Source organism: Roseateles sp. GW821-FHT02E12, assembly GCF_059421665.1.
On record NZ_JBWKVK010000004.1, the window covers coordinates 875,100 to 899,638 of the forward strand.

Here is a 24,539-nt window from a genome sequence, read left to right on the forward strand (position 1 = left end):
GGATAACTACGACTTTCAGCGGATGAACTCTGCGAATACGCTTGGCCGGCTAGCAGAAAACCCCATCCGCCATTGCCCCTGCGCTTGATCAGGGTTGCTGTGGACCCAAGGGGTGCAGCAACCAAACTGAGGGCGACGCACCGTCGTTCGTTGCAGGGAGCGGAAAATGAAATTGAACATCCAGCGCGGGTGGGCCTTGGCCTGCCTGGTATTGGCCGGCTGCGGCGGTGGCGCGGACGAGGCGCCTGCCACGATGCGCACGATGGCCGCGCAACCCGCCAGCGGGTCAGCCACGATGGAGGCCATCCTGCCAGCTGAAGAGGGGCAGGAACGGGTGACCCGCATGGGAACCACGAGCACCCGAGCGGCGACCATGCCAGCCGCCGGTGCCGCTGCGTTGATGGCACGAATGTCCGCCCAGCCCGCGGAGCAGCCGCGCGCCAAGGCGCTGGCCGTCAACGCCACCTCAGCGAATTCGACGACCGACCTGCTATGGCACAACGCCTCGTCCGGCCAGACCGTGACCTGGGCGATGGATGGGCCGGTTGCCAAGAGCTCGACGACGCTGTTGCAATCCACGGACTGGAAGATCACGCGAAGCCTCGACCTCAACGGCGATGGCCAGCAGGACTACATCTGGGAAAACGCCGCCACCAGCCAGATCGTGGCCTGGACCATGAACGGCAGCCAGACGCTCGATAGCAAGGTACTGCTGCAAAGCCCCGGCTGGAAGCTGATCCAGAGCGCCGACTTCAACGGCGACGGCCGGGACGACCTGCTCTTCTCCAACGCACAGACCGGCCAGACCGTCATCTGGCTGATGGACGGCACCACGGTCGTGAGCAGCAAGGTGCTGTTCACCAGCACGGTGTGGCAGGTCGCCTTCGTCGGCGACTTCAACGGCGACGGCATGGCAGACCTGGTGTGGCGCAACAGCCAGATGGGGCAAACGGCCGTGTGGCTGATGAATGGCAGCACCGTGCTGTCGAATGCCGTGCTGTTGGACCTGGCCAGCTGGCAGGTGACGCATGTGGCCGATTTTAACGGCGACGGCAAAGACGATCTGCTGTGGCACAACGCAGCGACGGGGCAGACCGTGCTCTGGCTGATGGATGGCCTGACCGCGTCCTCATCCACGACCTTGTTCACCCACGCCAGCTGGAAGGTGGCACTGACCGCCGACCTGGACGGTGACCGGCGCGCCGACCTGATCTGGGTCAATGCCGCCACGAGCGAGACCGCAGGCTGGCTCATGAAGGGCGCCACCGTGAAGGGCAACGCCACGCTGCTGGCGATCCCGGGCTGGCAGGTCGAGCTGGTCGCCGACCTCAATGGCGACGGCAAGCAGGACCTGCTCTGGCGCGATGCCGCCTCCGGCCAGACGGTGGCCTGGCTGATGGACGGCCTGAGCATCGCCTCGCAATCCACGCTGCTGTATAGCCCGGCCTGGAAGCCGACGCTGATCAAGCGCAACAGCCTGCTCGCCGCGCGCGCCTGGACCGCCGGCCAGATGCTGGAGACGGATGACAACCACGTGCTAAGCGCCACCGGCGGCATCGATGATGCCGGCCGCGTGACGGTGCTGTTCGTGAAGCTGAACGGCACTCGCAGCGTGCTCTACGCCACGCGGGGCACGCCAGGGGCGGCGAACGTCGCTCCGAGCTACTCCACGCCGGTCGCGCTCGACAACGACGCCAACATCGACACCAGCTACGAATACGGCGTGAACACATCGTCCAACGGCAACGCCGTCGCCTACTGGCACGCCCTGGCCCCCTGCTCCGCCAGCACCTACAAGACGAGTGGCAGCTGCAGATTCCTCGTGACATCACGATTCCTGGCCAGCAATGGCAGTTGGGAATCGCCCATCGCCATCGCCGACGTACCTCGGGCCAGCCTGGGGGCGCAGATCAACCAGGCAGGCGACATCGTCGTCGAGCTGCCTTCGTGGAATCGAAGTGGCACGACCAGCTATGTCGATGTCGCCGGCGTCGCCTGGCGCGCGGTCGGCCAAGCCGGATTCGACAAAAAGCAGCTGCCGACCTTGACCATCGTCGGCATTGTGGGGATCGATGGCCTTGGCAACTTCGTCGTCGCCGGTGTCGGCTCACAGGATCTCACCACGGTCGATGTGGTCGCCCATCGGGGGTCCGTGAAAACTGGCGTCGGCGCCATGGAAGTGCTGGACACGCGAGGCGCCAAGGCGAGCTTCGAGTCGCTGACCGTTGGCGAGAAGGGGCAGGCCGTCGTCGTCTGGACCCAGGACAACGGCGTGCAGAACTCCCGCTGGGCCGCCAGCCTCGACAAGCCGGGCGGCACCTGGACCGTCAACGATTGGAACGTCTCGACCCAGTTCTCCACCAAACCGGTGATCACGACGATCACCGACAGCGGCGAGTTCATCTGGGTCTCCTGGGGTCGCTGCACGCAGGTGCGACGCACCGGCGGCGAGTGGTCCGGTGAAAAGGCGCTGCCCAACGGCATGTGCAAGGTCATCGCCGAGCCGGCGATGTCCCGCAACGGCAACATGCTGGCCGTCGAATCTGGCGGGCGAGTGGCCACAACCGGCAACAACACCGGCCGCTGGCTGACCTACGACGACTCGCTCGGCCGCGCGCTGGGCACCTACCCCGGCGGAAACGCCACGTCCGGCAGCGGCTTCGTCTATGGCGTGAAAAGCAAGGCGGAAGGCACGTGGCTGCTGTCGAACAGCGGGGTCGGCTTCTACCTGTCGGTGAACAACTTCGACGTGCTGCCCACGGCGGCGGCGCCGAACGGCGATGGCCGCGTGATCAAGAACCTTTGGGGCAACTATTTCAAATAGTGCCTGGCTCTGGCGGAGCAAGGTGGCCGGCGGCACTGTCGTCGTACGGCGCCTTGTCTCTCCAGGCGGCCTGTGAACGACGGGATTTGCCGTCGCAGCGCCCCACCCCGGCTTAACCCGTCACGATGCCCGGTTCGGCCAGCGCAGCGGCCACCTCGTCCAGGTTGCGGTTGCTGCTGAGGCCGAAGCCGCCCACGACGCGCTGGCCGCCGGCGCCGCGGCCCGAGGTCGTGTGCACGCCGACCCAGGCGTTGCGGCCGGAGCGCTTGGCCGCATAGAGGCCCAGATCGGCCAGGTTGACGACCTGCTGCCAGCTGCGCGTCTGCGGCCGCTCCAGCTCGAAAGGCATGCAGGCAAAACCGATGGAGCAGTTGACGACGATGTCGCTGCCGTCATCCAGCACGAAGGGCGCGGCGGCGATGACGGCGCGCATGCGCTCGGCCAGCTCCTCGGCGCGCAGGCGGTCGGTGTCCCGCGCAACGGCCAGGAACTCCTCGCCACCCCAGCGCACGAGGTAGTCAGACTCGCGCAGCACCGAGCGCAGCCGCGCCCCGAACTGCACCAGCACCGCGTCGCCCGCGGCATGGCCGTAGCGGTCGTTGATGCGCTTGAAGGCGTCGATGTCCAGCAGCAGGAAGACGTTGTCCGTGTCCAGCGGCTGCCCACCGGCCGCCAGCGTCTCCTGGGCGCGGCGCAGGCTGGCCGACAGGTCCTGCTCGATGTGCTCGCTCAGGAAGCGGCGGTTGTGCAGGCCGGTCAGCGGGTCGGTCACGCTGCTCAGCTCCAGCTGCACCGACTTTTCTTCGAGCGCATGGTGCAAGGCCCGCAGCTCGGCCGTGCGCTCGCGCACCTTGTGTTCGAGCTCCAGTTGGCGGTGGCGCAGCAGCCGCGTGCGCGCCGCCACCGCCGCGATCAGCAGCAGGCCCAGGGCCAAAGCCAGCGCGGTGCGGAACCACCAGGTCTGGTGCCAGGCCGGCCGCACGCGCACCGGCAGGGCCAGCTCGCGCTCACCCCATTGCCCGTCGCGGTTGGAAGCGCGCAGGCGCAGCTTGTAGTCGCCCGGTGGCAGGTTGGTATAGGCCGCAAGGCGGCGCGCCGCGTCGGCGGCCACCCAGCCGGCGTCGTAGCCCTCCAGCGTGTAGGCGTAGCGGTTGCGTTCGGGCGCCGAGAAGTCGCTGGACGAGAACTCCACGGCCAGGCTGTTGCCATCGGCAGGCACGTCGAGCGCGGCCGCGCCACCCGGCGCCAGTGCCACCGCTCGCCCGCCAACCTGCACGTCCACCACCAGCACCTCGGGCCGGTAGCTCCAGGCCTGCAGCTTCTCGGGCACCACCACCGTCATGCCGCCGGCGCCGCCGAACAGCAGCTCGCCCCGCTCGGTGCGCGCGGCCGAACCCGTCCAGTAGGTCGGGAAGACAACGCCCTCGGCGCGGCGCAGCGAGCGCACCGTCATCCGCTCGGGGTCGATGCGCGCCAGGCCGTCGTCCGTGCTGGCCCAGACGCGGCCCTGCAGGTCCTGCAGCAGTGCGTTGACGGTGCCGTCCGGCAGGCCCTGGGGCGTACCCAGGCGCAGCGTCGCGTCGCCCCGGCCCTGCGCCGGCAGCACGTCGATGCCACCGCCGTAGCTGCCCACCCAGAGCCGGCCGTCGGCATCGGTCATCAGCGCGGTGACGAAGCCGGCGGACAGGCCGCGCGGCAGCGTCGGCCCGGCTGGGTACTGCAGCACGCTGCCGCTGATGGGGTCCACACGGTTGAGGCCGTTGCGCGTGCCCACCCACAGCTCGCCGGCCGCGCCGCGGGCCAGCACCATGATGCGCTGGTCGGTCAGGCCTGGCGCCGCCGGCTTGACGGCCGCGCCACGGCCGCTGGCCAGGTCCAGCCGCCACAGGCCGTCGAACTGGCCACCCACCCACAGCGTGTCGCCATCGGCCAGCAACGCCCAGGTCGACGCGGCCGGGTCGCGGCCGGCGAAGGTCACGCGCTTGATGCGGCGCCCGTCGGCATCCGCCAGATAGAGCCCGCGCTTGGTGCCGATGTAGACGCTGCCATCGGCCACCCGGGCCATGCCAAGCACGATGTCCGGCGGCAGCGCGGCCTCGGGGCGGCTTGCATCGGGCCGCAGCGCGCTGACGCGGGCGCCGGTCGCGTCGAGGATGTCGACGCCGCTCTTGTGGGTGGCCAGCCAGAGGCGGCCGTCGGGCATGGGCAGGATCCAGCTGATCTCGGTGCTGATGAAGCGCGAGTCCAGCGCGTCGCCGATCTCGGGGCTGGCACCCAGCCTGGTGAGCACGCCGCCCTGGCGCGGGTCGTAGCGGCTCAGGCCGCGGTTGGAGGCCACCCAGACGAGGCCGGCACGGTCTCGGTAGAGGGTGCGCAGCGCGTTGTCCGCCAGGCTCACCGGCCAAGCCGGCACATGGCGGATGCGTCGGGTGTCGTGTCGGTTTTCGCGGCGCTCGATGTCCACGGCGACAGCGCCCTGCCCCAGCGTCGCCACCCACATCTCGCCCGGCTGCACCTCCAGCAAGCTGGCGATCTGGTTGTTGAGGAGCAGGTCGTCCTTCTCGGCGACGCCAGCCTCACGCACCTCGATGGCCGGCGCATCGCCCTCGCTGCCCAGCACGAAGACGCCCTCGTGCAGGCTGCCGGCCCAGATCTGGCCGGCGCTGTCCTGCGCCAGGGCCTGGGGCTGCACGGTGCGGCCGGGTGCCAGCGGCACGGCCTGCAGCGGAGCGCCCGCCGCCGGACGGCGGAACAGCCCCGCCGCGCTGCCCACCCAGAGCTGGCCGCGGCGGTCGCGCAGCACAGCCCAGACCTGGGCACCGGCGCCGGCCGCCCATCCGCCGGCGGCGCTGGCGTGCTCGATGCGGTCGCTGGCGGGGTCGAGATGGTCCAGGCCGCCGTCGGTGACGACCCACAGCCCGCCGGCGCCGTCATCGGCGATCTGGCGCACGCTGACATGGCTCAGGCCTTGCGGCCCGCCGACCGGGATGGTGACGAAGCGGTCGCCCGCAGGGTCATACCTCAGCAGGCCTGCAGCGCTGGTGCCTACCCACAGCCGGCCGGCCGCGTCGCCGTGCAGGGACTGCACGTAGTTGTCGGGCAGCGCGCCCGGGCGTTGTGAGTCGCCCTTGTAGACCTTGAAGCGGTAGCCGTCCCAGCGGGCCAGGCCGCCCAGCGTGCCCACCCACAGGAAGCCCTGGCCGTCCTCGGCGATCGCTGTCGCGATGGCATTGGGCAGGCCCTGCTCCTGGCTGAGGTGCTGGAAGGTGATGTCAGCCAGGCTGGACCAGCGCTTCTCGGCCGGTGCCGCAGCCGCCTCGCCCTGCCCGACGGTCAACGCGATGGCGGCCGCCAGGCCCAGCGCAAATCGCCAAACCAAGGAGAGCCGCAGTCGTAACTCGCGCAGAAGCACAGCAGGCCGTCAACAGGAAGGCGGGCCCGGGGCCCGGAACCCGCGATTCTGATCGACGCCGGCGCTGTCTGGCGCGAAGCCGTGAGGCTTCGAGGCAACGCCGCTAGCCCCTGGCTCGGGACCGTACAGCCACCCCGTTACAGCAGGAAGTCGCTGGCCTGCAGGCCGCTGTAGGCCACGTCGATGCGGAAGTCCTCGACGCCGTCGCCGTTCACGTCGCCGTAGAGCTGGGTCTCGCCGCTGGCGGACACGATCCACAGGTCACCGGCCGACGTGAAGAAGGGTCGGCTGCCGGTGAAGTGGAAGGCCTGGTTGCCCGCCATCGTCGTGTCGGCATCGATGGCCGAGAGGTCGATCTTGTCGCTGCCGTGCAGGAAGTCGGTGATCGAGTCCCACATCGTGCCGCTGGAATCGGCCAAGCTGTTGTACTTGAAGACGTCGTTGCCCGCGCCGCCGGTCAGCATGTCGATGCCGGCGCCGCCGTTGATGTTGTCGTTGCCGTCACCGCCATTGATGACGTCGCTGCCGGCGCCGCCATTCAGGAAGTCGTTGCCGCCATCACCCTGCAGGATGTCGTTGCCGTCTTCGCCGTTCAGGATGTCGCCGTCGGCGCCGCCGCTGAGGACGTCGTTGCCGGTGCCGCCCCACAGGTAGTCCACGCCCAGCGAGCCGTAGAGCTTGTCATTGCCGGCCTCGCCGTAGAGGCGGTCGGTACCCATGCCACCGTCGAGGGTGTCGTTGCCGTTGCCGCCATAGACCCAGTCATCGCCGCCGTAGGCATAGACGGTGTCGTTGCCGTCCATCGCCTCGATGGTGTTGATGGCGTTGTTGCCCAGCATCTCGTTGGCCAGCGCATTGCCGGTGGCGTCGGCCTGGGTGGACGAGGCCATGCGCAGGTTCTCGACGTTGGCGCCCAGCGTCGTCACCGACATCAGCGTGTCGACGGTGTCGATGCCGCCGTTGACCGCCTCGACGATGACGTCGGCGTTGGTGTCGACGACATAGGTGTCGTTGCCACTGCCGCCGGTCATCGTGTCGGCCCCGGCGCCGCCGTCCATGTAGTCGTTGCCGGCGCCGCCGTTGAGCTTGTCGGCCTTGTTGCCGCCGAAGAGGTCGTTGTCACCCGCGTTGCCTGTCATGGTCACGGCAGCCGTCCAGCTGCTGTAGGGGCGCAAGGCTTCGACGTTGTCGGGCAAGGTATAGCTGCCGGTCAGCATATAGACCGTGTCATAGCCCTCGCCGGCCTTCTCGATGACGATGTCGTTGGGGCCGTAACGGACGATGTAGCTGTCGTCGCCCATCTGGCCCGCCATCTGGTCGCAGCCGTCGCCGCCGTCAAACCAGTCGTTGCCATTGCCGCCGCGCATGGAGTCGTTGCCGGCCTCGCCATAGAGCTGGTCGTCGTTGTCGCCGCCGTCCATGTCGTCGTTGCCGGCGCCGCCATAGAGCTTGTCGTTGTCGGAGCCGCCGTCCAGCCAGTCGCCCATGTCGCCGCCATACAGCGTGTCGTCACCGCTCTCGCCAAAGATGCGGTCCTCGCCATCGAGGCCCTTGAGGATGTCGTTGCCCGTACCGCCGTAGACCAGGTCGCCCTCGTCGCCGGCCAGGATGGTGTCGTTGCCACCACCCGCGTGGATGACCCAGGGCGCTTCGATCCACCAGGCCGTGATGGGCAGATCCTCGCTCCACGGCGTCGACCACGAGCCGACCGACTGGAACAGGTATTCGGCATCGGCCTCGAAATGGTTGTCGCCCTCGTCGCCTTGGGCGGTCATGACCCGCCAGAACTCGCCGCCGATGGTCTCGTAGCCTTGGTCAATCTGCATCATGGTGTGATCTCCTGTGATTGGGGTGCCGGCGGAGCCCTCTCCGCCTTGCGTTTTGCACAGGAGTCACTGTCGCGAGCAGCCGTATCAGCCCAGTTTCACAGGCCGATGCGGCTTGCTTCATTTGTTGCGGCGCTGTTCGCCGCTCGGCCTACTTGCCTACTTGACGAGGCGATTCATCTCGGCCGCGTCGAAGGCCTCGTCGCGCTGGGCGTCGTCGGGCACGCAGTCGCCCACCGGCCGGCCGGCCTGGGTCGACAGCTTGCACACCGCGCTCCACAGCAGCGCGATCTGGTGCTCATGGCCCGAGGCGCTGTCGATAAGGCCTCGCATGGCCATGGCGACCGGGTCGTCGCCCTGCGTCACGCCGTAGGCCGAGAAGCCCATCTTGGCGGCGGCTTCCTCGCGGGCCTGCTCGCTGGCGGCTTCGATGATCCGGGCGGGGTTGCCCACCGCGGTGGCTCCGGCGGGCACGGGCTTGGTGACGACGGCACCCGAGCCGATGCGGGCGCCCGCGCCGACCGTGAAACCGCCCAGCACGCTGGCATTGGCGCCGACGATGACACCCGGGCCCAGCGTCGGGTGCCGCTTGGCACCCTTCACCAGCGAGGTGCCTCCCAGCGTCACACCTTGGTAGATGGTGCAGCCCTCACCGATCTCGGCCATCTCGCCGATGACGATGCCCATGCCGTGGTCGATGAAGACCTTGCGGCCGATGCGCGCGCCGGGGTGGATCTCGATGCCGGTCAGGAAGCGGCTCCAGTGAGACAGCCAACGTGCCGCCCATTTGAAGCCGTGACGCCACATCCAGTTGGCGCGGCGGTGGAACATCAGCGCGTGCAGGCCCGGGTAACACGTCAGCACCTCCCACGCCGACCGGGCGGCCGGATCGCGTTCGAGGATGAGGGCGATGTCTTCGCGCAGGCGCTGGAACATGGTGCTGCCAGGGGAGAAAGGCTGGCCAGTCTAGGTGGGGTCGCTTGGGCTTGCAGGCGTTGAGGTCTTCTGCATCTGCCGCGCAATGCCGCGCAGGATGTGGATTTCCTCGTTCGTCAGGCCGGCTCGGTTGAAGAGCTGGTTCAGGCGCGGCATGAGCTTCCTGGGCGCGGCAGGGTCGAGGTAGCCGATGTCGGTCAGCGCGGCCTGCAGGTGGTCGAGCAGACCCTGCACGGCGCGGGCATCGGCCAGTTCGGCGTTGGGCGTGCGAGCCTGCACGCCGAAGCCGCCGATGGCCTGGCGCAGGTCGTAGGCCAGCAGTTGCACGGCCTGCGCCAGGTTCAGCGAGCCGTAGTCCGGGTGGGTCGGGATGCTGAGCACGGCGTGGCAGCGGTAGACGTCCTCGTTGCTCATGCCGTAGCGCTCGGAGCCGAACACCAGTGCCAGGCGGGGCGGCGCCTCGCGGGCGGCCAGCTGGGCGAACAGCGCGCGCGGCTCGTGTGTCGGCGGGCCGAAGTCGCGCGGCGTCATCGCGGTGGCGCAGGCGTAGTCGACGCCATCCAGCGCCTCGGTCAGCGTGTCGACGACACGCGCCCGCGCCAGGATGTCCGCCGCGCCGCTGGCCATGGCCACGGCTTCCTCATGGCAGAGCACGTCGGAAAAGCGCGGCGCCACCAGCACGAGGTCGTGGAAACCCATCACCTTCATCGCCCGCGCCGTAGCGCCCACGTTGCCCGCGTGGCTGGTGTTGATGAGAACGAAGCGTGTGGATTCCACGGGTTTGTACGGGGGCTGCGGCTAGAATCGCGTGATTATCCGGGCCGCCTCCATGGGTCCCGCCGCTCTTTCCTTCCGTCAGCCCCTTCTTTCCCGCGAGTGCCACGCATGCTGCAAACGTCTCACCATCCCATGCTCAATGTCGCCATCAAGGCGGCGCGTGCGGCTGGCGCCATCATCAACCGCGCCTCGCTGGACCTCGAAGCTCTGCGCATCAACACCAAGAGCCCGAACGACTTCGTCACCGAGGTCGACCACGCCGCAGAAGGGGTGATCATCGAGACGCTGCTGGGCGCCTACCCGGACCACGGCATCCTCGCCGAAGAGTCGGGCCGCACCCACGGCGCCAAGCATTCCGAGTACGTCTGGATCATCGATCCGCTGGACGGCACCACCAACTTCATCCACGGCCTGCCGATGTACTGCGTGTCCATCGCGCTGGCTCACCGTGGCGTCGTGCAGCAGGCCGTCGTCTACGACCCGACCCGCAACGACCTCTTCTACGCCACCAAGGGCCGCGGCGCCTTCCTGAACGACCGCCGCCTGCGCGTGTCCAAGCGCACCCGCATGAGCGACGCGCTGATCGGCACGGGCTTCCCCTTCCGCCGTGGCGACAACTTCAAGCGCTACGTGAAGATGTTCGAGGAAGTCATGCAGCACTGCGCCGGCCTGCGCCGCCCGGGCGCCGCGGCACTCGACCTCTGCTACGTCGCCGCCGGCTACTACGACGCCTTCTTCGAGACCGGCCTGCAGCCCTGGGATGTGGCGGCGGGTTCGCTCATCATCACGGAGGCCGGCGGCCTGATTGGCAACTTCACCGGCGAGTCTGACTATCTGCACCAGCGGGAGGTCGTCGCCGGCAACCCCAAGATCTACGGCCAGCTCGTGACCATGCTGTCGCCCTACACCCGCGTCATCAAGGAAGAAGAGGCTGCAACCGGCCTGTCTGCGGCCCCGGCCGCCGAGGCGGAGGTTGCCCCCGCCGCGCCCAAGAAGCGCGCTCCGGTGCGCATCAAGAAGAACGAAGGCGACGACGCGCCGCTCTGAGCCCGCCTCGCACCTGCCTGCAAGCCCTCCTCGCGAGGGCTTTTTTGCGCCTGCGCCGTGAAGGAGTTGGCGGCCGCCGCGCCCGCGGGCTAACCCGACCATTGCGACGTGACTTCTGCACGGCCGAACCCCTTACCTGAGGGGGCTCGACTGGCCAGAATACGTTCTGCAACACGGCCAAAAGCCGCTTATTCCTTCAATCCCAAACGCCGAAAGACGCTACCAGATGTTTGCCCGCTCCGCTGTCGCCCTCGCCCTCGTCGCCGCTGCTTCCCTGGCTCACGCCGATGCCAAGGTCCTGAAGAAGGTGGCCCCCGAGTACCCCGGCGAGGCCGTGAAGAAGAACATCAACTCCGGCAGCGTCCGCGCCAAGATGACCATCGCCGGTGACGGCAAGGTCTCGGATGTCGCCATCGTCGAAGCCGAACCCAAGCGCGTGTTCGACCGTGCCGCCACCGAAGCCCTGAGCCAGTGGAAGTTCGAAGGCACCGGCGCTCCGCAGACGCACGAAGTCAAGCTGGTGTTCAAGTCGGAAGACTGAGTGCGCACCGAAGACAGGCCCTGCGGCCTGTCTGACGGCTCACGAAGGACAGCGCCATGCAGGGCGCTGGCATGATTAAGCGCTTCGATAACTGAGCGCTTCGCTGAATCAACAAGGCCCGCATTGCGGGCCTTGTTCTTTTATGGCTTCGCGCGCACCGGCACACGGGTTTCCAACGGCTTGGGGACGTAGCCCGGTTCGAAGCGGCAGGTCGACCCCAGCGTGGCCTTGGCCTTCTCGCAGCCGGCGGCGATGCCGTCGGGCGTGGGCTTCCGGCCCTGCGTCGTCCAGGCGGCCAGCGCTTCCATCAGCGCCGCATACGTCGGGTCGCTGAGATAGCTGTGATCGCGGTCGCCGGTGTAGGTCTGCACCAGCGCGTCACCGCGCCCTGCCGCCGCCATCGTGCGGCCGAAGCTGTCCTGCAGCTCCACCATCGCCGTCGCATCTTGAACGGCATGCACGGTCAGCACAGGCACCGGGATCTTGCCGCCCAGGTCCGCATCCGCCGCGAGCGTTGCCAGCGCCTTGGCATCGGCCGTGTAGCGCAGCACGCCCGCGTTGAGCGCCGCGTCATCCGCCGAGCCCGTGTAGACCACGCCGACGTTGCCGAAGGGGCTGGCGCCGCCCGTGCGTTTCAGCGCGATGTCCTGGATGTGCCAGGTCGCCCAGTTCAGGTGGGCTTGGATGCTGCGCTCGGGGATGCGGATCACGTCGGTGATCGTCTTGATCTTCGCCGCCTGCTCCGGTGCGCGCTCAGCGGCTGGCTTGTTCAGCGCCAGGCAGTCGTCGACGCGCCTGGCCAGGTCGGCCTGCGTCAGCCTGGCCTCGGCGGGCAGGCCGATGTTCAGCGGGTACTGCGGCTCGCTGGGCAGCGGGTGGTTGTGGCACAGGTACTGGTAGACGACGCGCAGGTCGAGCCGGAAGTCGTAGCTGCGCGTGGCGCCCCCCAGCACGCCGGCCGTCAACAGCACGGCGTCGTAGGGCTTGCCATCGGCGAACAGCTCGGCGCCCTTGGCCGCCACGCTCGCCCCCCACGACTGGCCGTGCAGATAGACCTGCCGGGGCTTGGCCACCTTGGCGATGAACAGGCGCCGCAACCGTTCGCTGTCCTCGGCCGCGGCGGTGACGGCAACGCCGCCCTGCCGGTAGCTCGACGCGGCCCAGGCATAGCCCAGCCTGGGCATGATGGACCAGCGCTCCAGGTCCTCCACCACGCGTTTGGCCGTCGGCACGCCGAGGAAAGGCCCGCCGTGCGCATGCACGACGAGGTCACCGTTCCAGGGCTTGGGCATGGCGATCAAGTAGAACGCGCCGGCGCTGTCCTGGCCGCTCAGGCAGGTGGTGCCCGCGCCAACACCCGACGGGCAGGCCGTGGGCACCGGCGCGGCCTCGGCCGCCATGTCGAGGGTGGCGGCACCTGGCGTCTTCGCCCAGGCAGCCGGCAAGCCGCCCACCTGGGTGAACGCGATCCATGCGCCGACAAGCGCCGTCCGCTTCAACGTCATCCTTGTCTCCCTTGCGAGCCCTGAAGGCGACGCCGCATCCACAGCAGTCCCACGCCCAGGCCCGCCAGCACGAACGAGCTCGGCTCCGGCACCGCTGCGGCGAAGCCGAGCTGCTCGCTGGCCACGCGCTGCAGCAGTACGGCGTCGTGTGCGCTGATGCCGAGGTCGTGCGCGGCAATCTCGCCCGCGCCCAGCACCGTCGGATCGACACCGGTGATCGTCCCGAACAGCGTCAGTGCGCTCAGGTAGGAGCCGTACTTGCTCGCGTGCGTACCGTCATCGAACCACAGGTCGGGCAGGCCATCCGTTCCCGCCGTTGGCGCATACATGTCGGGCGTCGCGACGCCCGATGCGATGGCGCGCATGAAGGCTTCACCCACCGGCGCGATACCGGCAATGCCCCCCGAGCCATCCGCCCCGGCCATCAACGCCGCTGCGGCATAGGCCTGCTTCAGGTCGTCCGTCATCACCTGCAGCGAGGGATAGAAGGACGGCGCGGGCTGCCCGGTCGGGGTTACCGCGCCAGTGATGTCGTCGGTGATCGTCTTGCTCGGCGCGTTGACCAGGTTGGGCCGGGCCCAGGTCTGGTACAGATAGACGTCGGCGTTCGCGTTGGCGTGGGTGTTGGCCGCCACGTTGCGCAGCAGCGAGCAGGTGCCCGTGGTCGCACCGGTCATGTCCGCGCACTTGGCGTTCGTGCCGCCGATCAGGTCGCGCTCACGGTAGCTCAACGCCTGACCTTGATGGACCCAGTTCTCGATCAGGTTGGTGTAGGTGCTGAAGTAGGCCGGGTTGGACGCCAGGCCGGCCTGCTTGGTCAGCGGCTCGTCGCTTTGCTCCTGCAGCACGACCTTGTTCCAGGCCTGCGCGCCGATGTTGCCCCGCAAGTCCCAGCCCGCGCTGTTGGTGTTGAGGAACTGGCCCCGCAGCGAGGCCGCATTGCGGGCCGACATGGACACCTCATAGTCCAGCCCGGCCTGCACGGTGAACTGCTTGAAGATGCCGGGGACACCGCCCCAGGGATGCGGCTCGAAGACGTTGGCGCCGCTCGGGTTGGCCGCGTACATCGCCGCGGTGAGGTCGTGGATGCCGGCGGCGTTGTAGCTCATCACCGGGTCGACGCGGCCGAAGGTGTAGCTGTTGCCGACGAAGAGGATGGTCGTCGTGTCGGCAGCCGCGCCGATCGGCGCCAGCGCAGCCGCCGCGAGCGCGATCGCTCCGACCAGGCGCAGGGATTGGGCTTGGGATTGCATGGTCATGCTCCTTCTGTGAGTTGAAGCGGGGTCAGAAGCTGTGGCGAAAGCCGGCCTCGACGCCGCTGCTGTTGCCGCCCGGCACCGTCGCCGCCAGGCCCACGTTGAAGCGCGTGCCGGTGCCCTTGTTGTCGATGCGGGCGACGTTGCCGTACAGCGCCGTGCGCTTGGAGAGGTCGTGCACATAGCCCAGCGCGATGTGCGTCGCGTCGCTGGCCACGCCCCGGGCCTTCAGCTGCGTGTAGGCAAAGCGAACCTCGCCCTGCGGCGACACCTCCCACTGCGTGCCCAGCATCGTCGCGGTCGTCTTCGTGATGCCGACCTTGTTCTCGCCCAACAGCGCCATCAGCCGCGCCGGACCCACTTTGTAGGAAAGGCCGACGTTGCTCTGCGTGTAGTCGCCCGTCGCGTAACGCGTCTTGGAGACGGCCACCGAGCCGTTGAAGGCCTCGTTGCGCCAGCCGAGGCGGATGCCCTGCAGCTGGCCGTCCTTGCGCGTCGGCCCGGCGCCCTGCTCGCCCAGCGCCAGCATCAGATGGCCATAGAAGCCGCCGACGTCGGGCGGCAGGAAGTAGCCGATGGAGTTGGACGCCCGCACATTGGTGCGCGCCGTCGTGCCGCCCGCCGGCGCCGGGTAGAACAGCAGGCCCGAGCTGCCCACGCCGTTGGTGCCGAAGGGATGCATGGACGTCGTCAGGTTGCCGAACGACGGCACGTAGTCGCGCCCCAGCCGCAGCTCGCCCCAGTTGCCGGCCAGTTGCAGCGTCGCGCGCCGGCCCCAGGTCAGGCCGCCGCTGACCGAGTCCTTGTTGTTGGTGCTTGTGGCGCCGCTGGTGCCGTCGTCCACGGACACGGCCGACTCCAGCCAGAAGCCAGCCTTCAGCCCACCGCCCAGGTCCTCGGTGCCGCGCACGCCGAAGCGGCTGGAGGTGTTGCCGTCGCTGTTGACGAGGTAGCGCCGGTCGGTGCCGCTGGCCTTCAGCGCCTGCACGCCAATGTCGAACAGGCCGAACAGCTGCACGCTGGTGGTCTGCGCCTGCGCGCCTGCGGCCGCGGCGGCCAGGGCCAGGCAGGCCGCCTTTGAGAGTTGGGGCTTCATGGTTGTCTCCGGTTGTTGTGTTGGCCTCGTCAGCACTCCTCGTGCTGCTCGGCTTTGTTGAATCCGGGGCGGACCTTAGTGACGGCACTCCATAGCGTCAAATACACTAAACAACCAAATTCAAGACGTTTTCAATATGGAGACAAGCCAGCGATGGACCTGCGGCAGCTGCGCTATTTCGTGACCGTGGCCGAGACCGGCCACATGACCCGTGCCGCGGCGTTGCTGGGCATGCAGCAACCACCGCTGAGCCAGCAGATCAAGGCGCTGGAGCAGGAGCTGGGCCTGGCGCTGCTGCACCGCCACCCCAAGGGCGTGAGCCTGACCGACGGCGGCCGGCAATTCCTCGACGAAGCCCGCCGCTTGCTGCGCGACTACACCGACATGCGCGACCGCATGGATCGCCTCGCCACCGGCCAGCACGGGCTGCTGACCATCGGGTTTACCAGCTCCGCCGCCGCGCACGCTTTCACGCCCGCAGTGTTGCGCGCCAGCCGCAGCGAGCAGCCCGGCATCGCGCTGACGATGACCGAGGACAACGCCGCCGGCCTCATCGAGGCCATCGCCAAGGGCAAGCTGCATTGCGGCTTCCTGCGCGTGCCGGTCGCGCAGCCCGAGGCCTTGAGCTTCGAGACGCTGCTGACCGAGCCCGCGCTGCTGGCCCTGCCACTGGACCACCGGCTGGCGGCCGTGCCGCGCGCATCGACCACGCCGGTGCCACTGGCCGAGCTGGAGGGCGAAGACCTCATCCTCGTACGGCGCCCCGGCGCGCCGGGCCTCTACGCCAACTTCCTGGCGCTGTGCGAGCGCGACGGCGTGCGGCCGCGCAGCTTCATCGAGGTCGACCGGATGATGACCAACATGAACCTTGTCGCCGCCGGGGCCGGGCTCTCGGTCGTGCCGTCCTCCATGCGCGGCATGCACCCGCACTCCATCGTCTGCCGGCCCCTGGAAAAGCACGCCCAGCTCGAAGCGCCGCTGACCGTGGCCTACCGCACGCACGACCAGGAAGGCCCCACCGCCACCTTCCTGGCGCTGGCCCGCCGCATTGCCCAGGGCTACCGGGATGCGTAGGCGCGCGCTGCTGACGCTGGCTGCGGCGGCCGGCCCCGCGTTTGCGCAGCCGGAGCCGTGGCCCGCACGGCCCATCCACCTGATCGTGGCCTACCCACCCGGCGGCGTCAGCGACGACACCGCCCGTGGGCTCGCCCACTTCATGAGCGCGCGGCTGAAGGTGCCCGTCCTCGTCGAGAACCGCGCCGGCGCCGGCGGCACGGTGGCGCTGGAGTCGCTCGCTCGCGCCGCACCCGACGGCCACACGCTGGCCTACTGCGCAATCTCGCCACTGGTCTTCGCCCCCGCGCCGGCATCGGGGCCTGTGGGCCGCGGCCACGATGCGCTGCTGCGCGACGTCGTGCCGGTCGTCAGCCTGATGGACACACCGGTGCTGGTGCTGGCGCACCCGTCGTTCAAGCCCGCCAACTTCGCCGCCATGCTCGCCGCCGCGCGGGCCGCACCGGGCCGGCTGCGCTGGGCAACGTCCGGCCAGGCCACGGTCGGCCACATGGTGCTGGCGCAGATCCGCGCCACGGCGGGCGTCGCCATCACCCACATTCCCTACAAGGGCGGCGGCCAGCAGCTGACCGATGCGCTGGCCGGCCAGTTCGAACTGCTGTCGTCCAACGTGGCCGCGCAGCAGCTGCAGTACGTTCGCCTCGGGCAACTGAAAGCGCTGGCTGTGGGGGCACCCACGCGGCTGCCGGTGCTGCCCGATGTGCCGACGCTGGCCGAGCTGGGCTTTCCGGAGGCCAACCTGGTGTCCACCTTCGGCCTGTTCGCACCTCGCGGTGTGCCGGCGGAGCGGCTGCGGCTCATCAACGCCCTCGTCAACGAAGCGCTGCGCCAGCCCGAGATCCGCACCCGGATCCTCGACGTCAGCAACCTGCCGACCGGAGGCAGCGCCGCCGACTTCGCGGCGCGCATTGCGAAAGAGCGTGAGCGGGCGTTGAGGGTGCCAGCGGACTAAGGCGGCGCCGTGCCGGATCGACCCGGTGTCGCCCGGATAATGCGCGGCTCGATGAAAGCCGACACCGCCGCCCCCGATCTCGCCCCGCACACGCCCATGATGGCCCAATATCTTGGCCTGAAGGCGGACTTCCCGGACACGCTGCTGCTGTACCGGATGGGCGATTTCTACGAAGTCTTCTACGACGATGCCCGCAAGTGCAATGCGCTGCTGGACATCACGCTGACCCAGCGTGGCCAGAGCGCCGGCCAGCCCGTCATCATGGCCGGCGTGCCGGTGCATGCGCTGGAGAGCTATCTCGCTAAGCTCATCAAGCTGGGCGAGGCCGTGGCGATTGCCGAGCAGGTGGGCGAGGTCGGCGCCAGCAAGGGGCCGGTGGAACGCAAGGTGGTGCGCGTCGTCACGCCCGGCACCATCACCGACACCGAGCTGCTGGCCGACAAGCAGGACGCCGTGCTGCTCGCCGTCTCCGGCAACGGCCGTCGGCATGGGCTGGCGTGGCTGTCGCTGACGCAGGGCGAGATCGGCCTGGCCGAGTGCAGCGACGTGGAGCTGCCGGCCTGGCTGGCACGGCTGTCGCCGGCCGAGGTGCTGGTGAACCGAGAGCAGCAGCCGGCGGGCGTCATGAAAGCGCGCTTTCCGGTCACGAACCGGCCGAGCTGGCAGTTCGACGCGACGCTGGGCCAGCGCAAACTATGCGAGCAGTTGGCCGTGGCCAGCCTCCAGGGCTTCAACGCTCACGAACTGGCCATCGCCCACGCCGCCGCGAGCGCGCTCCTGGCGTTTGCAGAGCACACGCAGGGCCGCGCGCTGGCCCACGTGCGGTCCTTGCGTGTGCAACGCAGCGGCGACCTGCTGGACCTGCCGCCCGCCACCCAGCGCAACCTGGAGCTGACACAGACGCTGCGCGGCGAGCCCAGCCCCACCCTCTTCTCGCTGCTGGACACCTGCAAGAGCGGCATGGGCAGCCGCACGCTGCGCCAATGGCTGCTGCACCCCAAGCGCGACCGCGCGGAGGCGGTCTCGCGCCACAACGCGATTGCGGCCCTGCATGACGAAGGCTTCGAGCCGCTGCGCGAGGCGCTGAAATCGGTCAGCGACGTCGAGCGCATCTCCGCCCGCATCGCCCTGCGCCAGGTGCGCCCGCGCGAGCTGACCGGCCTGCGCGCCACGCTGCAGGCCCTGCCCCAGCTGCGCGCCACCACACCCGCTGCCCTGCGCGACGCCAGCCTGAACCCGCCGGCCGACATCCAGGAGCTGCTGGAGCGCGCCATCGCGCTGGAGCCGGCCATCCTGACGCGCGACGGCGGCGTCATCGCCGACGGCTTCGATGCCGACCTGGACGAGCTGCGCGGCATCCAGCAGAACTGCGACGGCTTCCTGCTCGACCTGGAAACCCGCGAGCGCGCCCGCACCGGCATTGCCAATCTGCGCGTGCAGTTCAACCGCGTGCACGGCTTCTACATCGAGGTGACGCAGGGCCAGGTCGACAAGGTGCCGATGGACTACCAGCGCCGCCAGACGTTGAAGAACGCCGAGCGCTACATCACGCCGGAGCTGAAGGCCTTCGAGGACAAGGCGCTGTCCGCCAACGAGCGGGCGCTGGCGCGCGAGAAGCTGCTGTACGAGCAGGTCATCGACGCCCTCATCACCCGCCTGGAGCCGCTGACCGCGCTGGGCCGCACGCTGGCGGGCCTGGACGCGCTGGCCGCGCTGGCCGAGCGCGCCGTCACGTTGAACTGGTGCCGGCCCGAGTTCGTGCCGCAGCCCTGTCTGGAGATCGAAGCCGGCCGCCACCCGGTCGTGCAAGGCCGCTTGGCCGAGACGGGCGGCACCGAGTTCATGCCCAACGACTGCAAGCTGGACGCACGCACCAAGCTGCTGGTCATCACCGGCCCGAACATGGGCGGCAAGAGCACCTTCATGCGCCAGGTGGCGCTGATCGCGCTGCTGGCCGCCATCGGCAGCTACGTGCCCGCCACGAGCTGCCGCTTGGGGCCGATGGACGCCATCCACACCCGCATCGGCGCGGCGGACGACCTCGCCAACGCACAGTCCACCTTCATGCTGGAGATGACCGAGGGCGCGGCCATCCTGCATTCAGCGACGGACCAGTCGCTGGTGCTGATGGACGAGATCGGGCGGGGGACGTCGACCTTCGACGGCCTGGCGCTGGCCTCGGCCATCGCCAGCCACTTGCACGACAAGACGCGCGCCTTCACGCTGTTCGCCACGCACTACTTCGAGCTGACCGAGTTCCCCGCCAAGCATGCACAGGCGCAGAACTGGCACGTGTCGGCCGTGGAGAGCGGCGAGGACATCGTCTTCCTGCACGAGCTGCAGCCCGGCCCGGCCAGCCGCAGCTACGGCGTGCAGGTGGCCAAGCTGGCCGGCATGCCCGCCAGCCTGGTGCGCCAGGCGCGTGCGACGCTGGAAGCGCTGGAGGCGCGGCAGAACGCGGCCGACGACCAGTTCGATCTCTTCGCCGCTCCGCCCGCGCCGCCGCCGCTGCCCGAGCCGAGCGAACTGCTGCAGGCCCTGGCCAAGGTCGACCCCGACACGCTGTCGCCGCGCGAAGCCCTGGAGGCGCTGTACCAACTCAAGCGCCTGGCGAACGGCTGAACGATGACCCGGCGCCGCGCCGCCCTGGCCCTGCTGTCTGCTGCCGCCCTGCCCTTGGCGCGCGCGGCGGAGCCGTTGCGCATCACCGTTCCGCAGCTCGCGCCCAGCGCGCATGAGCACGCCAGCTATTTCCCGCAATTGCTGCGCCTGGCGCTGGAAAAGACACGCACGAGCGACGGCCCCTTCGAGATCCGGCACTACGACGAGGCCATGAGCGGCCCGCGCCAGTTTGCCGAGTTGACGAATGACGGCGCCCTCAACCTGATCTGGGACGGAACCGACCCCAGGCGCGAGGCCGAGCTGCTGCCCGTGCGCATCTCGCTGCTGCGCGAGCTCAACGACTACCGCGTCTTCCTGATCCGCAAGGGCGACCAGGCGCGCTTCCGCGCCGTGCGCAGCCTGGCCGAGCTGCGCCAGTTCAGCGCCGGCGCCGGCGAGACCTGGCCGTCGACCGCCGTGTTGCGCGCCAACGGCCTGCCCGTGGTCACGTCCATAGGCTACGAACAGCTCTTCGCCATGCTGGCCGCCGGCCGCTTCGACTACATGCCGCGCGGCGTCTACGAAGCCTGGTACGAGCAAAGCCAGCACAGCGGCCTGGCCATCGAGGAGGACCTGTTCCTGCACTACAGCGTGCCGTTCTACTTCTTCACCAGCCGCAAGAACCCGGCCCTGGCCGATCGCGTCGAACGCGGCCTGCGTGCGGCGCTGGCAGATGGCAGCTTCGACCGCCTGTTTCGCAGCATTCCCAGCTTCAAGCGCAGCCTGGACGAAATCCACGCCGGCAAGCGCCGCGCGATCGAGCTCCAGTTGCCGCGCGACTGAGCGGTCTGGAGGCTGCACTCCAAAACGGCCGATCACCACGCAGGCACACTGCGAGGCCATGACGAAAACGCTGGTCTTCTCCCATGCCAACAGCTACCCCGCGGGCTGCTACCGTGTGCTGTTCGAGCGCTGGCGCGCCGCGGGCTGGCGCGTCGAGGCCCTGGACCGCTTCGGCCACGACCCGCGCTTCCCCGTCACCGGCGACTGGCGCCGCCTGCGCGACCAGCTGATCCATTTCATCGAGCATGACGTCAAGCCCCAGGGCAAGATCGCCCTGGTCGGCCATTCCCTGGGCGGCATGCTGAGCCTGATGGCCACCTGCCGCCGGCCCGATCTCGTCAGCCAGCTGGTCATGCTGGACTCGCCCGTGGTCTCCGGCATGAAGGCCGCAGCCGTCGCCATGGCCAAGACGACGGGCCTGATCCACCGCTACGGCCCCTCCAAGATCGCCCGCGACCGCCGCCACGTCTGGCCGGACCGCGAGGCCGTGCACAAGCACTTCTCCGCCAAGAAGATGTTCGCCCGCTGGGACCCGCGCGTGCTGGCCGACTACATCGATGCTGGCTTCGAGGAGGCCGACGGCCAGGTTCAGCTGCGGTTCCGGCGCGAGGTCGAGGCCCATGTCTACCGCACCCTGCCCCACCACCTGCCCCTGCTGCTGCGCTTGCGCCCGCCGCAATGCCCGGTCGCCTTCGTCGGCGGCACGCGCTCGGCCGAACTGCGCCAGGCGGGGGCGGCGGCGTCCAAGAAGCTGGCCGGGGAGAACTGGCGCTGGATGGAGGGCAGCCATCTGTTTCCCTTCGAGAAGCCGGACGAGACGGCGGACCTCGTGCTGAATCTCTTGACTTAGCCGCAGGCCAAGCGCCGGGCCGCTCCCTAGCCGGCCCGCGGGCGATGTGCTTTTGGCTCAATGCCAAAAGCATCGCCGTCCCCCCGAGGGACCGGCTAGGCGCGCCCGCGTTCAGCGCGGCGAGACTGGACGAGGGGCCAACCCATTTACAATCGTAATTTCCCACCTCAGCATGCTGTTCTGCGTGCTGCAAGACATGACCAAATTCGTCTTCGTCACCGGCGGTGTGGTGTCCTCCTTGGGCAAGGGCATCGCGTCGGCCTCCCTGGCTGCCATCCTCGAATCGCGCGGCCTCAAAGTCACCCTGATCAAGCTGGACCCGTACATCAACGTCGACCCCGGCACGATGTCGCCCTTCCAGCACGGTGAAGTCTTCGTCACAGACGACGGCGCCGAGACCGACCTCGATCTGGGCCACTACGAACGCTTCATCACCACCCGGATGAAGCGCACCAACAACTTCACGACCGGCCAGATCTACAAGACCGTGCTCGAGAAGGAACGCCGGGGTGACTACCTCGGCAAGACGGTGCAGGTGATTCCGCACATCACCAACGAGATCCAGGAATTCATCAAGCGCGGTGCCGGCATCGGCACGCCCGACGCAGTGGACGTGGCCATCGTCGAGATCGGCGGCACGGTGGGCGACATCGAGTCCCTGCCCTTCCTGGAGGCCGTTCGCCAGATGAGCCTGAAGGCCGGCCCGACCAACACCGCCTTCGTCCACCTGACCTACGTGCCCTGGATCGCCGCCGCCGGCGAGCTCAAGACCAAGCCGACCCAGCACACGGTGCAGAAGCTGCGCGAGATCGGCATCCAGCCCGACGCGCTGCTGTGCCGCGCGGACCGCCGCATTCCCGACGACGAGCGCGAGAAGATCTCGCTGTTCACCAACGTCGCGGAATATGGCGTGATCTCGATGTGGGACGTGAACACCATCTACAAGGTGCCGCGCCTGCTGCACGAGCAGGGGCTGGACCAGCTCATCTGCACCAAGCTGCAGCTCAACACCAAGAGCGCCGACCTGAAGCGCTGGGACACGCTGGTCTTCGAGGTCGAGAACCCCAAGACCGACGTCACCATCGCCATGTGCGGCAAGTACACCGACCTGTCGGACTCGTACAAGTCGCTCAATGAAGCACTGCGCCACGCCGGCATCCACAACCACGCCGGCGTGAAGATCGAGTACGTCGACAGCGAGACGCTGACGCCCGAGACGGTGGGCGACCTCGCCAAGTTCGACGCCATCCTCGTGCCAGGCGGCTTCGGCAAGCGCGGCGTGGAAGGCAAGATCCTCGCCGCCCAGTACGCCCGTGAACACAAGCTGCCCTACCTGGGCATCTGCCTGGGCATGCAGGTCGCGACCATCGAGGTGGCCCGCCACCTGGCCGGCCTGGAAGGTGCCAATTCGACCGAGTTCGAACCCGAGACGCCCCACCCCGTCATCGCGCTGATCGACGAATGGCAGGACGCCGACGGCAGCATCCAGAAGCGCGACGAGAAGAGTGACCTCGGCGGCACGATGCGCCTGGGCGCGCAAAGTTCCGACGTGAAGCCCGGCACGCTGGCCGCGGACATCTACGGCAAGGTCGTCACCGAGCGCCACCGCCACCGCTACGAGGCCAACGAGCATTACCTCGACCGCCTGCAGCAGGCCGGCCTCGTCATCTCGGCCATCACCCAGCGCGAGAAGCTGACCGAGATGGTCGAGCTGCCGCGCGAAGTGCACCCCTGGTTCGTCGGCGTGCAGTTCCACCCCGAGTTCAAGTCCACGCCCTGGGGCGGCCACCCGCTGTTCACGGCCTTCATCAAGGCCGCGCTGGAACACCATCAAAAGGTCTGATCCATGAAGCTCTGCGGATTCGACGTCGGCATCGACAAACCCTTCTTCCTGATCGCCGGGACCTGCTCGATCGAAGGCCTGCAGATGTCGCTCGACGTCGCCGGCCTGTTGAAAGAGGCGTGCTCGACGCTCGGCATTCCGCTGATCTACAAGGGCTCGTTCGACAAGGCGAACCGGTCGTCCGGCACCACCAAGCGCGGTGTCGGCATGGAAGCCGGCCTGAAGATCCTCGACGAGGTGCGCCGCCAGACCGGCCTGCCGGTGTTGACCGACGTGCACGATGCTGGCCAAGTGGCCGAGGTCGCCAGCGTGGTGGACGTGTTGCAGACCCCGGCCTTCCTGTGCCGTCAGACGGATTTCATCCGTGCGGTCGCGCAATCGGGCAAGCCGGTCAACATCAAGAAGGGCCAGTTCCTCGCGCCCTGGGACATGAAGAACGTCATCGACAAGGCCCGCGCCGCCGCGCGCGAGGTGGGCCTGTCCGAAGACCTGTTCCTCGCCTGTGAGCGCGGCGTCAGTTTTGGCTACAACAACCTGGTCGCCGACATGACCAGCCTGGCTGAAATGCGCAACACCGGCGCGCCCGTGGTCTTCGACGTCACCCACTCGGTGCAGAAGCCCGGCGGCCTGGGTGGCTCGAGTGGCGGTGCCCGCGAGATGGTGCCCGTGCTGGCCCGGGCCGGCGTGGGCGTCGGTGTGGCCGGTCTCTTCATGGAGACGCACCCGAATCCGGCCGAGGCCTTCAGCGACGGCCCCAACGCCGTCCCGCTCAAGCACATGAAGACGCTGCTGCAGCAACTGGTGGCGCTGGATCGTGTTGTCAAACAGCAGCCTTTGTTGGAAAACGACTTTTCCTGCTGAGAAATTCATGGCCGCCTACATCCTCGCGAACGTCAAGGTCACCAACCCAGCGCAATACGAGGACTACCGGCGCCTCTCCACGCTGGCCATGAAGGAACACGGCGCCGAGGTGCTGGTGCGCGGTGGCAAGACGACGGTGCTCGAGGGCGACTGGACGCCGGAGCGCGTGGTGCTGTTGAAGTTCCCCACGCCTGAAGCCGCGCAGGCCTTCTACGACTCGCCCGAGTACGGCGCGGCGCGCGAGGCCCGCGAGGGCATCGCCGTCATGCGCATGGTCTTGATCGAAGGCGTTTGA

The 24,539-nt window shown here is 68.6% G+C and carries 18 protein-coding genes; 11 read left to right on the forward strand and 7 right to left on the reverse strand.

What is annotated here, in order from left to right; translation table 11 throughout:
- Positions 1-166 precede the first annotated feature (166 nt).
- A complete protein-coding gene (locus AC07V5_RS26820) occupies positions 167-2,824 on the forward strand; it encodes an FG-GAP-like repeat-containing protein (RefSeq protein WP_495118677.1) in 2,658 nt (885 codons plus the stop codon).
- A gap of 112 nt (positions 2,825-2,936) precedes the next feature.
- Here AC07V5_RS26820 and AC07V5_RS26825 read toward each other — a convergent pair whose 3' ends face one another.
- The 4 genes from AC07V5_RS26825 to AC07V5_RS26840 form a co-directional block, all read right to left on the reverse strand.
- Positions 2,937-6,203, reverse strand: a complete 3,267-nt coding sequence (locus AC07V5_RS26825; protein WP_495118678.1) for a two-component regulator propeller domain-containing protein — start codon at positions 6,201-6,203, stop codon at positions 2,937-2,939.
- A 170-nt stretch (positions 6,204-6,373) separates the two neighbouring features.
- A complete protein-coding gene (locus AC07V5_RS26830) occupies positions 6,374-8,065 on the reverse strand; it encodes a calcium-binding protein (protein WP_495118679.1) in 1,692 nt (563 codons plus the stop codon).
- Between the two features lie 156 nt (positions 8,066-8,221).
- Positions 8,222-8,998 (reverse strand): serine O-acetyltransferase, encoded by a 777-nt coding sequence (cysE, locus tag AC07V5_RS26835; protein WP_495118680.1) that lies wholly within the window; start codon positions 8,996-8,998, stop codon positions 8,222-8,224.
- A 30-nt stretch (positions 8,999-9,028) separates the two neighbouring features.
- Complete coding sequence (locus AC07V5_RS26840; protein WP_495118681.1) at positions 9,029-9,775, reverse strand: RNA methyltransferase; 747 nt, start codon at positions 9,773-9,775, stop codon at positions 9,029-9,031.
- Between the two features lie 111 nt (positions 9,776-9,886).
- On the opposite strand from AC07V5_RS26840, the gene AC07V5_RS26845 reads away from it, so the two are divergent.
- Positions 9,887-10,822 carry an inositol monophosphatase family protein gene (locus AC07V5_RS26845; RefSeq protein WP_495118799.1) on the forward strand — a complete coding sequence of 312 codons (936 nt, stop codon included), beginning with the start codon at positions 9,887-9,889 and terminating at the stop codon, positions 10,820-10,822.
- 226 nt (positions 10,823-11,048) lie between these two features.
- Positions 11,049-11,363: an energy transducer TonB gene (locus AC07V5_RS26850; protein ID WP_495118682.1), complete on the forward strand. Its 315-nt coding sequence runs from the start codon at positions 11,049-11,051 to the stop codon at positions 11,361-11,363.
- Between the two features lie 140 nt (positions 11,364-11,503).
- On the opposite strand, the gene AC07V5_RS26855 is transcribed toward AC07V5_RS26850, so the two are convergent.
- From AC07V5_RS26855 to AC07V5_RS26865, 3 genes are read right to left on the reverse strand one after another with little or no spacing between them, the layout of a single operon-like run.
- Positions 11,504-12,868 carry a hypothetical protein gene (locus AC07V5_RS26855; protein WP_495118683.1) on the reverse strand — a complete coding sequence of 455 codons (1,365 nt, stop codon included), beginning with the start codon at positions 12,866-12,868 and terminating at the stop codon, positions 11,504-11,506.
- Positions 12,865-14,121, reverse strand: coding sequence for a PEP-CTERM sorting domain-containing protein (locus tag AC07V5_RS26860; RefSeq protein ID WP_495118684.1), 1,257 nt, complete (start codon positions 14,119-14,121; stop codon positions 12,865-12,867). Before AC07V5_RS26860 ends, AC07V5_RS26855 begins: the two co-directional genes overlap by 4 nt.
- A gap of 31 nt (positions 14,122-14,152) precedes the next feature.
- Positions 14,153-15,220, reverse strand: a complete 1,068-nt coding sequence (locus tag AC07V5_RS26865; RefSeq protein WP_495118685.1) for a porin — start codon at positions 15,218-15,220, stop codon at positions 14,153-14,155.
- Between the two features lie 153 nt (positions 15,221-15,373).
- Here AC07V5_RS26865 and AC07V5_RS26870 point away from each other — a divergent pair, with 153 nt between their 5' ends.
- The 8 genes from AC07V5_RS26870 (at position 15,374) to AC07V5_RS26905 (ending at position 24,539) form a co-directional block, all read left to right on the forward strand.
- On the forward strand, positions 15,374-16,294 hold the full coding sequence (locus AC07V5_RS26870; protein ID WP_495118686.1) for a LysR family transcriptional regulator: 921 nt from the start codon (positions 15,374-15,376) through the stop codon (positions 16,292-16,294).
- Positions 16,287-17,246, forward strand: coding sequence for a Bug family tripartite tricarboxylate transporter substrate binding protein (locus AC07V5_RS26875; RefSeq protein ID WP_495118687.1), 960 nt, complete (start codon positions 16,287-16,289; stop codon positions 17,244-17,246). Before AC07V5_RS26870 ends, AC07V5_RS26875 begins: the two co-directional genes overlap by 8 nt.
- 51 nt (positions 17,247-17,297) lie before the next feature.
- Positions 17,298-19,868, forward strand: a complete 2,571-nt coding sequence (gene mutS / locus AC07V5_RS26880; RefSeq protein ID WP_495118688.1) for a DNA mismatch repair protein MutS — start codon at positions 17,298-17,300, stop codon at positions 19,866-19,868.
- 3 nt (positions 19,869-19,871) lie between these two features.
- A complete protein-coding gene (locus AC07V5_RS26885; protein WP_495118689.1) occupies positions 19,872-20,690 on the forward strand; it encodes a substrate-binding periplasmic protein in 819 nt (272 codons plus the stop codon).
- Between the two features lie 58 nt (positions 20,691-20,748).
- The gene (locus AC07V5_RS26890) at positions 20,749-21,540 is read left to right on the forward strand and encodes an alpha/beta fold hydrolase (RefSeq protein ID WP_495118690.1); all 792 of its coding nucleotides are present in this window, start codon (positions 20,749-20,751) and stop codon (positions 21,538-21,540) included.
- A 196-nt stretch (positions 21,541-21,736) separates the two neighbouring features.
- A complete protein-coding gene (gene pyrG, locus AC07V5_RS26895) occupies positions 21,737-23,383 on the forward strand; it encodes a CTP synthase (RefSeq protein ID WP_495118691.1) in 1,647 nt (548 codons plus the stop codon).
- A gap of 3 nt (positions 23,384-23,386) precedes the next feature.
- Positions 23,387-24,244, forward strand: a complete 858-nt coding sequence (gene kdsA / locus AC07V5_RS26900) for a 3-deoxy-8-phosphooctulonate synthase (RefSeq protein WP_495118692.1) — start codon at positions 23,387-23,389, stop codon at positions 24,242-24,244.
- Positions 24,245-24,251: 7 nt separating this feature from the next.
- Positions 24,252-24,539, forward strand: a complete 288-nt coding sequence (locus tag AC07V5_RS26905; protein WP_495118693.1) for a DUF1330 domain-containing protein — start codon at positions 24,252-24,254, stop codon at positions 24,537-24,539.